This is a genomic window from Rhodococcus jostii NBRC 16295 (assembly GCF_001894825.1).
Taxonomy (GTDB): domain Bacteria; phylum Actinomycetota; class Actinomycetes; order Mycobacteriales; family Mycobacteriaceae; genus Rhodococcus_F; species Rhodococcus_F jostii.
On sequence record NZ_BCWY01000088.1, the window covers coordinates 25519 to 36380 of the forward strand.

Annotated in this window: 12 protein-coding genes; 7 read left to right on the forward strand and 5 right to left on the reverse strand. The window is 67.4% G+C overall.

Annotated features, from left to right (window positions below; translation table 11 throughout):
- Positions 1–4: 4 nt before the first annotated feature.
- The 5 genes from RJ1_RS36215 to RJ1_RS36235 are packed head-to-tail and all read right to left on the reverse strand — an operon-like array spanning position 5 to position 5560.
- Entirely contained in the window at positions 5–1342 is a 1338-nt protein-coding gene (locus RJ1_RS36215) for an FMN-binding glutamate synthase family protein (protein ID WP_073367704.1), read from the reverse strand.
- 10 nt (positions 1343–1352) lie between these two features.
- Positions 1353–2051, reverse strand: coding sequence for a GltB/FmdC/FwdC-like GXGXG domain-containing protein (locus RJ1_RS36220; RefSeq protein WP_073367706.1), 699 nt, complete (start codon positions 2049–2051; stop codon positions 1353–1355).
- Positions 2039–2935, reverse strand: coding sequence for a class II glutamine amidotransferase (locus tag RJ1_RS36225; protein WP_073367709.1), 897 nt, complete (start codon positions 2933–2935; stop codon positions 2039–2041). The genes RJ1_RS36220 and RJ1_RS36225 overlap by 13 nt, the downstream gene beginning before the upstream one ends.
- Positions 2936–2959: 24 nt before the next feature.
- Positions 2960–4321 carry a type III glutamate--ammonia ligase gene (gene glnT / locus RJ1_RS36230; RefSeq protein ID WP_073367712.1) on the reverse strand — a complete coding sequence of 454 codons (1362 nt, stop codon included), beginning with the start codon at positions 4319–4321 and terminating at the stop codon, positions 2960–2962.
- A 45-nt stretch (positions 4322–4366) separates the two neighbouring features.
- A complete protein-coding gene (locus RJ1_RS36235) occupies positions 4367–5560 on the reverse strand; it encodes an NAD(P)/FAD-dependent oxidoreductase (protein ID WP_073367715.1) in 1194 nt (397 codons plus the stop codon).
- 328 nt (positions 5561–5888) lie between these two features.
- On the opposite strand from RJ1_RS36235, the gene RJ1_RS36245 reads away from it, so the two are divergent.
- The 7 genes from RJ1_RS36245 to RJ1_RS36275 all read left to right on the forward strand — a co-directional run bounded on the left by RJ1_RS36245 (position 5889) and on the right by RJ1_RS36275 (position 10697).
- Positions 5889–6272 carry a cupin domain-containing protein gene (locus RJ1_RS36245; RefSeq protein ID WP_073367719.1) on the forward strand — a complete coding sequence of 128 codons (384 nt, stop codon included), beginning with the start codon at positions 5889–5891 and terminating at the stop codon, positions 6270–6272.
- Positions 6273–6290: 18 nt separating this feature from the next.
- The gene (locus tag RJ1_RS36250) at positions 6291–6818 is read left to right on the forward strand and encodes a dimethylamine monooxygenase subunit DmmA family protein (protein ID WP_240319902.1); all 528 of its coding nucleotides are present in this window, start codon (positions 6291–6293) and stop codon (positions 6816–6818) included.
- Positions 6815–7792, forward strand: coding sequence for a PDR/VanB family oxidoreductase (locus tag RJ1_RS36255; protein ID WP_073367723.1), 978 nt, complete (start codon positions 6815–6817; stop codon positions 7790–7792). Before RJ1_RS36250 ends, RJ1_RS36255 begins: the two co-directional genes overlap by 4 nt.
- On the forward strand, positions 7789–8787 hold the full coding sequence (locus RJ1_RS36260) for a heme-dependent oxidative N-demethylase family protein (protein ID WP_073367724.1): 999 nt from the start codon (positions 7789–7791) through the stop codon (positions 8785–8787). Before RJ1_RS36255 ends, RJ1_RS36260 begins: the two co-directional genes overlap by 4 nt.
- Positions 8784–9359, forward strand: a complete 576-nt coding sequence (locus RJ1_RS36265) for a TetR/AcrR family transcriptional regulator (RefSeq protein ID WP_073367725.1) — start codon at positions 8784–8786, stop codon at positions 9357–9359. The genes RJ1_RS36260 and RJ1_RS36265 overlap by 4 nt, the downstream gene beginning before the upstream one ends.
- Positions 9360–9445: 86 nt before the next feature.
- Positions 9446–10042 (forward strand): hypothetical protein, encoded by a 597-nt coding sequence (locus RJ1_RS36270; RefSeq protein WP_073367727.1) that lies wholly within the window; start codon positions 9446–9448, stop codon positions 10040–10042.
- Between the two features lie 4 nt (positions 10043–10046).
- On the forward strand, positions 10047–10697 hold the full coding sequence (locus tag RJ1_RS36275) for an RES family NAD+ phosphorylase (RefSeq protein ID WP_240319901.1): 651 nt from the start codon (positions 10047–10049) through the stop codon (positions 10695–10697).
- Positions 10698–10862 lie beyond the last annotated feature (165 nt).

Genomic DNA, 10862 nt, shown 5'->3' on the forward strand with positions numbered 1-10862 from the left:
CCGCCTACATGGCGCCCGGAATCCAGGTCGTTCCGGCGAGGGGCACGCGGGCCATCGCCGACGCCTCCACGGTGAGAGCGACGAGATCCTCCGGTTCGAGGTTGCGCAGGTGCGACTTGCCACAGGCGCGCGCGAGGGTCTGCGCCTCCATGGTGAGCACCCGCAGGTAGTTCGCGAGCCGCCGTCCGCCCTCGACGGGGTCGAGATTCTTCGACAGGTCCGGGTCCTGGGTGGTGATCCCGGCGGGGTCCCTACCGGCCTGGAAGTCGTCGTAGAACCCGGCCGCCGAGCCGAGTTCCTCGTACTGCTTCGCGTAGCGGGGGCTGTTGTCGCCCAGCGCGATCAGGGCGGCGGTGCCGATCGCGACCGCATCCGCGCCGAGGGCCATCGCCTTCGCGACGTCGGCGCCACTCCGGATGCCACCGGACACGATGAGCTGCACGGATCTACGCCCCGTCGCTCCGCTCCGGTGCACCCCGAGCTCCTGCAGCGCCTGGACCGCCTGCGGGATCGCGGCCAGGGTGGGGATGCCCACGTGTTCGATGAACACGTCCTGGGTGGCGGCGGTGCCACCCTGCATGCCGTCGACCACGACGACATCGGCGCCGGCCTTCACGGCGAGTTTGACGTCGTAGTAGGTGCGGGTGGCGCCGACCTTGATGTAGATCGGCTTCTCCCAGTTGGTGATCTCGCGGAGTTCGATGATCTTGATGGCGAGGTCGTCGGGACCGGTCCAGTCGGGGTGCCTGCATGCCGACCGCTGGTCGACACCCATGGGGAGGGTGCGCATCCCGGCGACGCGTTCGGTGATCTTCTGCCCCAGCAGCATGCCGCCGCCGCCGGGCTTGGCGCCCTGGCCGAGGACGATCTCGATGGCGTCGGCCTTGCGGAGGTCGTCCGGGTTCATCCCGTACCGCGACGGGAGGTACTGGTAGACCAGGTTCTTCGACTGCCCGCGCTCTTCGGGGGTCATGCCGCCGTCACCGGTGGTGGTGGACGTGCCGACCTCGCTGGCGCCGCGGCCGAGCGCCTCCTTCGCCTGCCCGGACAGCGCCCCGAAGCTCATCCCGGCGATGGTGATCGGGATGTCCAGGTGGAGTGGGAACTTGGCGTTGCGGTCGCCGAGCACGACGTCGGTGTCGCACTTCTCGCGGTAGCCCTCGAGCGGGTACCGCGACATCGAGGCACCGAGGAACAGCAGGTCGTCGAAATGGGGCAGCTTGCGCTTGGCACCCCAACCGCGGATGTCGTAGATGCCGGTCTCGGCGGCCCGCTGGATCTCGGAGATGACGCCGCGGTCGAACGTCGCCGATTCGCGCAGGGCCGGGTTCGGGGTGTTCATGACGGTTCTCCTAGTACGCGCTGGCGTTGTCGACGTGGAAGTTGTAGAGCTGGCGGGCGGAGCCGTAGCGGGTGAACTCGGACGGGTCGGCGTCGAAACCGGCGGCGTCGAGCAGCTCCCGCAGTTCGGTCAGGTGCTCATCGCGCATCTCCTTCTTGATGCAGTCGGCGCCGAGGGAGGCGACGGTGCCGCGAACGTAGATCCGGGCCTCGTACAGCGAGTCGCCGAGCGCTTCGCCGGCGTCGCCGAGGACGACGAGACGGCCGGCCTGGCCCATGAACGCGGACATGTGCCCGATGTTGCCGCCGACGACGATGTCGACGCCCTTCATCGAAATCCCGCAGCGGGCAGCGGCATTGCCGTCGATCACGAGCAGGCCACCGTGGGCTGTGGCGCCGGCGGACTGGGACGCATCGCCCTTGATGTGCACCGTCCCCGACATCATGTTCTCCGCGACCCCGACGCCGGCGTTGCCGTTCACCGTCACGGTCGCGTGCTGGTTCATGCCCGCGCAGTAGTAGCCGACGTGCCCCTCGATGGTGACGTCGATGTCCGAGTCGAGGCCGCAGGCGAGCGCGTGCGCACCCTGGGGTCCGGTGACCGTCACCGCCTTCGGGGCCTCCGGCGAGGTGAGCCGCTCGTTGACGGAACGGGTACTCGACGTCTCCAGGTTCAGGACAGTCGCTTCGGTGGTGGCTACCGGTGCCATACGTACACCTCTTCCGGTTCGGGCTCGAAGATTCGGGCGTTGTCGACGCCAGGCAGGTTCGCCAGGGCGCGGTATTCGGAGGCCATCGCGACCCACTGGTCGGTCTCGGCGATGACGGCGGGCTTGCAGGAGATGGCGTCCCGGACCACGGCGAACGAGTCGGCCGTCGAGACGAGGAGGGTGTAGAAGCCGTCGAAGGTCTCGTTGAGCATCAGCAGCGCCTTCTCGAGGTCGACTCCCTCGGCGAGCTGCTTGGCGACGAACCGCGCCCCGACCTCGGTGTCGTTGGCGCTGTCGAAGACGACGCCGTCGCGCTCGAGCTGGTGCTTGATGCTCATGTGGTTCGAGAACGATCCGTTGTGCACCAGGCACTGGTCGGGGCCGACGGAGAACGGGTGCGAACCCTCGGCGGTCACGGCGGACTCGGTGGCCATGCGGGTGTGGGCGACACCCTGCCAGCCGCCGGCCGACGGCAGACCGAACCGGTGCGCCAGGTCGATGGGGTTGCCGACGCCCTTGAGGACGGTCAGGTCGTCGCCGAAGCCGATGACCCGCGCCGACGGCACCACGCTGCGGACGGCCGCCGCGAGATCCTCGGCGCCGACGACGCCGTGCAGGATCGTCGTCGGGGACAGGTCGATTCCTGTGACGGTGGTGTCGAGAGTCGCGGACAGCGTCGCGGCGAGTTCCGCTGCGGGGATGGGGCAGTCGAGCAGCGAGACCGTGGACTCACCGACCGGGGACCACGTCGTGTCACCATAAATTGCCATGCCGGCGGAATCGGGTCCGCGGTCGCACATCTGCCCGAGCATGTCGGTGAGCAGGGCGCCGAGTTGTGGGTAGAGGGACGGCTCACGCAGGTGAAGTCCGACGATTCCACACATGGATGTCTCCTTTCGGGAGGTCTGTCAGAACGCTGTCAGGTAGTGGTCGAGTTCCCAGGGGGAGACGGTGTTGTGCCAGGCGAAGAACTCTTCGCGCTTGAGTTTCGCGAAGTACTCGGCGACGCCGGGGCCGGCGACGTCCAGGGCTCCCGTCACGATCGGATCGGATTCCAGTGCGTCCATCGCGTGCAGCAACGTCATCGGCAGCATGTCGCTGGGACTGTCGCCGGATCCGGGTGTGCCGGGGTCGAGATCCCGTGCGATGCCGTCCAGGCCGGCGGCGATGGCTGCGGCGGCGGCGAGGTAGGGATTGGCGGAGCCGTCGCCGCCGCGCAGTTCCACCCGGTTCTTGTCCGGCACCCGGAGGTAGTGGGTGCGGTCGTTGCCGCCGTAGGTGGCATACCGCGGCGACCAGGTGGCGCCGCTGCTGGTCGAGGTGGCACCGGTTCGCTTGTAGGAGTTGACGGTCGGGGCGATCACACCCTGCAGAGCGCACGCATGTTCGAGGATGCCGGCGATGAACGCGTACGCGGTCTTCGACAGTCCCAGCCCCTTGGGGTCGTCACCGTCCGGGAACACCGAACCGGCACCGTTCCACAGCGACAGGTGCAGGTGCATGCCGGACCCGGTGCGGTCGGAGAAGGGCTTGGGCATGAACGTGGCCTTCATGCCGCGCTTCTCGGCGATCACCGACAGCAGGTACCGGGCCGTGATCACCCGGTCGGCGGTGGTCATCGCGTCGGCGTAGTCGAAGTTCTGCTCGAACTGCCCGTTGCCGTCCTCGTGGTCGTTGGCGTAGTTGCCCCACCCGAGCGTGTTCATCGCCTGCGACACCTCGGTCAGATGGTCGTACATCCGGGTGACGTCGCGGGCGTCGTAACACGGCTGACGGCTGACGTCGGCGGTGTCCGCGGTGGTGAGGGCGCCGTCGCCGGTGCGGTTGACCAGGAAGTATTCGATCTCCGCGCCGACGTTGACGGACAGGCCGAGATCGGACGCCTTCTTCAGCGTCTCCTTGAGGATCACGCGCGGCGCATACGGCCAGGGCTTGCCCTCCACGTGCGGATCACAGTGCACGATCGCGAGTCCGGGCTTCACGAACGGGATCGGCGTGAACGACGAGACGTCGGGTACGGCAACGAGATCGGAGTCCTTGGGCTCCTGCCCCATGTGCCCCGCGGCGTAGCCTGCGAAGCCCACGCCGTCGTCCTGAAGCTGCTCGACGGCCTCGATCGGGACGAGTTTGGCGCACGGCTTTCCGGACAGGGTGACGAACAGGGCGAGGATGAAGGTGGTTCCGGTGGCCCGGGCCACCTCGGACAAGGTCTGCGGTGGGGATGTCACGATGTTCTGCGCGGTGAACGCGTCAGCAGTGTCGACAGCCATGGGGAGCTCCTGAACTGGTGGTCTACGGGTGAGGTGGTCTGTGGGTCAGCGCATCTCGCCGGCGCCCTCGTAGGGGTGCAGGCTGAAGAGGAGATCGCCCTCCTCGAAGCGCGAGTAGCGGAAGTCGGACGGCTCGACGTTCGGGAGGGTGGTCGTGCCGTCGTCGAGCAGCATGTCGGCGACGAGACGCCCGACCGCCGGTGAGATCTTGAAACCGTGGCCGGAGAACCCGGTGGCGAGGAACAGACCGTCGACCGGGGCCGGCCCGATGATCGGGTTGTAGTCGGGAGTGACGTCGTAGGCACCGACGTAGCTCGACGTGATCCGCGGGTCGGGCATGTCGGGCAGGCGGTTGCCCAGCTTCATGATGTTCTTCTCGATGGTGGAATCGTCGGCGCGGTTGCTGTAGTTGTCGGGATCGATGTACTGCGGCGCGGCGTGGTCGCTGTTCCCGACGAGGAGTTCGCCGTTGGGCTCGCGGCAGATGTACTGCAGTCCGGCGAGGTCCGACAGCACCGGTACCTCCGGGGTGGGGACTCCCTGGTCGATCAGGACGAGCTGCGCCCGTTGCGCTTTCACCGGAATGTCGACGCCGACTCCGGCACCGAGTTCGGGCGCCCACGGGCCGGTCGCGAGGATCACGTGCTCGGCATGCACCTCGTCGCCGTTCGCGAGCGTGACCCCGTAGACGCGGCCGTCGGCGCTCTGTAGCAGCGACGTCACCGGTGTGCTCTGACGGATCTTGACGCCCAGCCTGCGGGCGGACGCACCGAACGCCATACCGGCCATGTACGCCTCCCCGCGACCGCCGAGGGGCTCGTACGCGAAGGCGGCGAAGTCGTCGAGGTGCAGGCCCGGCCACAGTTCGGCCATCGTGTCGTGGCCGATGTAGTCGACGTCGATGCCGAGGTCCTGCATCATCGCGACGTTCGCCTCGAGCGGGTCGATGTTGTTCTCGCCGACGCCGACGACGTAACCGCACTGACGGAAGGCCATGTCGTCGCCGAAGATCTCGGTGGCCCTGGTGAAGATGTCGACGCCGTACCACGACATCGCCGCCAGCGACGGGGTGCCGTAGTGGCACCGGACCACGCCGCTGGACTTGCCGGTCATGCCCGAGCACAGGGTGCCACGCTCGAGGACCAGAACGTCGGTCTCTCCGCGGTCCGCGAGCGACCACGCGATGGCGAGACCCTCGAGTCCCCCACCGACGATCACGAACTTTGCTGTCTGTGTCACGTTGCTTTCCTTCATTCGGCCGGATGTGCGGGCGCTGGCGGCTTGAGTAGCGGTTCGTTTCACCTCATGAATCGCTGTTGTTCACTATGAAACAGTTCTACTATGTCCACCGCGTTACGGCAATGTTGTTGATGGATCACCAAATCACGCCACCTCCTGTATCTTTCAATCGTGATTGGAACGCTGACCAGCAAATTTCCCGGAACATGCAATTGATTTACGTCGAGGAAATATGCGATGTGGTTTCCTGTTGCTACTCCACGTTTCACAAGGTGGAGCAGAAACGCCTACACATTCTGGTAGTTACCAACGTCTCCAGGGAGAACCTATGACCACGACCGACAAGCCCACCGTCGCCGCGTTCCGCGTCACCGCCGGATTCCATGAGAACCTGCCGCAGATGCCGGTCTCGGAGTACCCGGGCACCGAGGGATACATCGACGACGTCTTCTCCAACCCGGACGGCTCGGAGATGTCTGCCGGCTACTTCGAACTCCGGCGCACCGACGCCCCCCTCGACTACTACTACGCGTACGACGAGATGAAGGTCGTCCTCGAAGGAGAGTTCACCCTGGAGAACCTCGACACCGGCCAGGTGGAGGTGGCGAAGGCGAAGGATGCGATCTTCTTCCCCAAGGGGTCGCGCATCCGCTTCACCACCCCCGACCGCGCGCTGGCCTACTTCGTCGGCCACCGTTCGTTCGCGCCCTGATCCGCGATGGCGGTCTCGATGAGGTCGACGAGCGTCCCACGGTGGCGATCCGATTACTCGGCCGTCGACGACCTGGCGGCCGACGCTCGCGTCACCCGGTACGTCCTCGTCTCGGACAGCTCGGTCAGCGCGCAGGCGACACGCGAGCTGTCCGAGCGGGTCGCCCCGGTGCCGACTCACGCGGTGACCGTCGACGACGTGGACGGACCCGGGCTCGCGAAGCTCGACGAATTGCTGTACGAGGCGCGCATCGGATGGCGATTCGTCGTGGCGGGTTCCGAGCGGACGGCGGGGGCACTGCGCTCCCGCCTGATCTCCGCGGGCGCACTGCCCGCGGAGATCACCACCGTGATCAGCGACGTTCACGCCGGGGTGCGTGACGTGTACTGCGCGCACTGCCACACGACTTCGGCGAAGGTCCCGGTGGCCGTCGGCGGACGGACGCCGTGTGCGGGTTGTTCCGAAGAGCTCACCGTCTACTACCACTTCTCCCGACGCCACAGCGCGTACCTGGGATACCGAGCCGACGCGGAGGAACTGCCATGACCATGACGCTCGAAACGGTGGCGGGAGAGGGGGTTGCCGGTGGTCTCGCCCTGACGGTTTGCGAGGCACGGTTGCTGTGCCCGGGTATCCGCCACGTCGTGCTCGCGGACCCCGGTGGCCGCGCCCTGCCGTCGTTCACCCCCGGCAGCCACATCGCGGTCGAGTGGGCCGAGGGCAGGCGCAATTCCTATTCGCTCACGGGCCCCTCCCTCGAGCCGGACCACTACGCGATCTCGGTCCGGCTCGACGAGAACGGGCACGGCGGTTCGCGTTGGATCCACGACCTCCAGCCGGGGCAGACGATCCGGGTGAGTCTGCCTCGCAGCGCATTTGCCCCGGTGCTCAACGCGCGGCACCACGTGCTGATCGCGGGCGGCATCGGCGTCACACCGATCCTGTCGCACGTCCGGGCCGCCGTGGAATGGGGCCGGTCGTTCGAGGTGGTCTACTCCTTCCGCGACCGGTTGGGGGCGCACGCCGACGAACTGGCGGCGCTGTGCGGCGAGCGGCTCGTCACGGTATCCACCCCCGAAGAACTCGCCGGCCACCTCGTGCCCGTTCTGGCGGACCAGCCACTCGGAACCCACGTCTACACCTGCGGTCCGGCGCCGATGATCTCCGCGGTCGCCGACTGGGCCCGCGACTGCGGCTGGCCCCCGGGCCGCGTGCACTCGGAGGCATTCGGGGCGGGCCCCCTTCCCGCAGGAGCCCCCTTCGCCGCAAAGCTCGGACGCAGCGGAATGATCGTTCCCGTCCCGTCGGGAACCAGCCTGCTCGAAGCATTGCTGGACAAGGGAATCAACGTTCCGAACCTCTGCCGCCAGGGGGTGTGCGGCGAATGCCGGCTGTCGGTGCGCGGCGGCGAGATCGAACACCGCGACATGTTCCTCACCGACGAGGAGAAGGCGTCCGGAGATTCGATCATGCCATGTGTATCGCGGGCCGCTGGAGACCGATTGGAGATCGAGCTGTGACATCGACCGACGCACGCGCCGACCACATCGCGCGCTTCCCGTTCCCCTTCCCCCGCGATCAGTACCGATACAGCACCAACGTCGAACCAGCCGGGAATTCCACCGACACGGTGGCCGGCAGCTGGGGTGACACCCGCATCGCCATCGATGCCCACTATCACCGGGAACTCGCCGAGCGCGAACGGATCCTGGCGGCGGACCCGTCGCGGCACCAGTGCCTGCCCCACATGGTCCCCGCCGCGTGGGAGGCGATGCTCACCCTGATGCGCACCCTCGCCGACGAATACCCCGACACGATGGCCCTCGAACGTCGCGGGGACACCTGGTTCTGGCGGAACGACCTCCTCGGGATCGAACACGACTTCGTGTTCGGCGACGTCGCCACGTTGCCGGCGCCGCCGCTCGTGTACATCTGCAGCCAGATCCAGGAAGACGTCGTGCTGCTCGATCAGCGTGAGGGCGAGCTGTGGGGCGACGCCGGACTGGTGACGTTCGCGGCGGACTGGTCCTTCGGTTTCGACGTGGGCATGAGCTTCCTCGAGATCCACGGGCCCGTCCCGCGGGTCCACAGCGAGAAGATCATCACCCGCGCACACAACTTCCTGATGCGGCTCGAGCCCGGTCAGAGCTACCGGCGCACCAACTGGACGCTGACCGTCGACGGGAAACTCGACACGTCGACCGACACGTATCCCGAGTGGGGTAAGGATCGGCGCACCCTGGCCGACGGGCCGCTCGACGAGGTCGGTGACCGACTGTTCCTGAGAACCGAAGTGCAGCATCTGATCCGGCTCGCCCACTCCGGCGCCGTCATGTTCCTGATCCGGACGTATCTGCTGCCGCTCCGGGACGTCGCGTCCGTTCCCGAGTGGGGTGAGCGGTTGTACAAGGTCCTCGAGGACCTACCGGTGGACATGGCCGAATACAAGGGCATCAGCCGCACCCGGGAGCCCGGGATGAGATGGCTCGCGGCCCACGGGAACGTCGAGCCGTGACGCTGGCAGACAGGCGGTCGCGGCGTGCGGCGCCCCCGGGCGAGCACGATGTCGTCTTGGTTCTGGCGACGGTGTCCGTGATCGCGCGCGACGGCCTGCGCGGCCTGACGGTCCGGGCCGTCGCCGAGGAGGCGGGTGTGCCGGGGGACGCCGTCCTGCGCAGCTTCGCGTCGACGGACGCCCTCGTCGACGCCGCTCTCCGCTACGCGCTGGACAAGAGCGCGGGCGTCTTCGCCGACCTCGCCGACGGCGCTTCACTCGACAACTTCGTCGAGCACCTCACGGATCTCGTCGCCCGCGACCCCGACCTCCAGGTCTTCCAGTACGAGCTGATGCTCGAATCCCGGCGGACGCCGCGCCTCGACCCGCACGTGAAACTGCTGTACGCCACGTACATCGAGGCGACGTCCCAGGCGCTGACCCGCCTGGGCATCACCGCCGACGAGGACCTGACCCTGCTGGTGTACTCGGCGATCGAGGGATTCATCATGCACCAGCTCGTCGCGAAGGACCGTCCCGCCACCGAGCGTGCAATCGAGCGGCTGCGCCGGATCCTGTCGACCGCGAGGTAGTGGAATCTTTCACGGATCCCACGATGGATGCGACAGAAGCGACAATTACGTATGCTGTTGTTACCGTCGCACCAAGGGAGGCGAGTATGAGCATCGACCATGATCTCGGCGCGGAACTCCGCGCCCTGCCCGATGGCGAGTTCTTCGCCCTCCTCGCCCGAGAGGTCGCCAACCGCGAGTCGATGAGCTCGGTGCGCGACGCCCTTCTCTCGCTCGTCGCCTCCGGCCCCACCCTCAGCGCTTCCATCGCCTCGGCGGTGCCCGCGCACGCGGTGACGGAGTCGATCGCGCGGGCACGGATCGAGACCACGGCACGACAGGCGATCTTCGAGCATCCACATCTCGAAGCGAGCGATGTCGCCGATGTCCTGCGTTCCCGCGACAGCAACCGGCGCAGCCCCGCCAGCCGGTTACGCGAACGCGGAGACATCGTCGGATACGAGATCGGCGGCCGCTACCTCTACCCCAGCTTCCAATTCGACTCCGCGACCGCGAAGGTCCGGCCTGTGGTCGCTGAGATCAACCAGCTCCTGAACGCCAAGCACGACCCGTGGGGAGTGAGTTCGTGGTGGATCAGCCCATCCGGGTGGCTCCAGGGCGGGCAATCCCCCGCCGACCTCGCCGCGGAGGGCGGGCAGGACGATCGGATCCGCGACATCGCCCACGATCTGATGGCGGACTGAACCGGTGCCCGCAGCACCACCGCCACCCGATCTGACCGGTAGACCCACCCTGGTGCCGCTACCCGCAGGAACCGAACTGTGGCGCATCCACCACGAAAATTGCGCGGCCAATGCGATGAACCCGACCCCCCGGCCCACCATTCCCGGCGGTGCCCGATTCGACAGCCTCACCGGTGACTACGCCTACACCTACGTCGGCGACTCACCCGAGGCAGCCGTCGCCGAGACGCTGTGCCGGGACCTGGCCGTGACCGCCCGCCCCCGATTGGTGCCGCGCGCCCGAATCTCCGGCCGAGTACTGAGCCGACTTACCGTCACCACCGAGATGACCGTGATCGCCCTGCACGGACCGCACCTGTCCGCTGTCGGACAGGACACCTGGCTCACCAAATCCGATCCCTCCGACTACGTGCACACCCGAACCTGGGCGCACGCACTGTTCGCCGCGGCACCGTCGGCCGACGGATTGGTGTACCGGTGTCGGCACAACGAGGACCGGTTCGCCTGGATGCTCGCCACCAATCCCACCCGCACCATCCATCCCGCTCTCCGTGTCGACAGCGATGACTCCGTGCCACTCCAGAGCACGATCGGCCTGGTGCTCGTCGAGCGGATGCTCGCGCACTACAACGCGACCCTGGCCTCGACGGTCTGATCGACACTCTCCACGACGAACGACAATCTGCGGAAGAACGGGGCGGTGATGCACGGTGCATCACGCGACGCGTTAACAGCTCAGTGCGGCCGCGAGGGCGCTTCGCACCGCCGCGATCCACTGCCCGCGAGGCGTAACCCCCACGTGAGTGGCAATGTGTGCCCC

Excerpts from the sequence above, each read along its gene's own strand:
- RJ1_RS36245 (WP_073367719.1), top strand. The coding sequence starts at position 5,889 with ATGACCACGACCGACAAGCCCACCGTCGCCGCGTTCCGCGTCACCGCC.
- RJ1_RS36270 (WP_073367727.1), top strand. The coding sequence starts at position 9,446 with ATGAGCATCGACCATGATCTCGGCGCGGAACTCCGCGCCCTGCCCGAT.
- glnT (WP_073367712.1), bottom strand. The coding sequence starts at position 4,321 with ATGGCTGTCGACACTGCTGACGCGTTCACCGCGCAGAACATCGTGACA.
- RJ1_RS36250 (WP_240319902.1), top strand. The coding sequence starts at position 6,291 with ATGAGGTCGACGAGCGTCCCACGGTGGCGATCCGATTACTCGGCCGTC.
- RJ1_RS36220 (WP_073367706.1), bottom strand. The coding sequence starts at position 2,051 with ATGGCACCGGTAGCCACCACCGAAGCGACTGTCCTGAACCTGGAGACG.
- RJ1_RS36255 (WP_073367723.1), top strand. The coding sequence starts at position 6,815 with ATGACCATGACGCTCGAAACGGTGGCGGGAGAGGGGGTTGCCGGTGGT.
- RJ1_RS36225 (WP_073367709.1), bottom strand. The coding sequence starts at position 2,935 with ATGTGTGGAATCGTCGGACTTCACCTGCGTGAGCCGTCCCTCTACCCA.
- RJ1_RS36215 (WP_073367704.1), bottom strand. The coding sequence starts at position 1,342 with ATGAACACCCCGAACCCGGCCCTGCGCGAATCGGCGACGTTCGACCGC.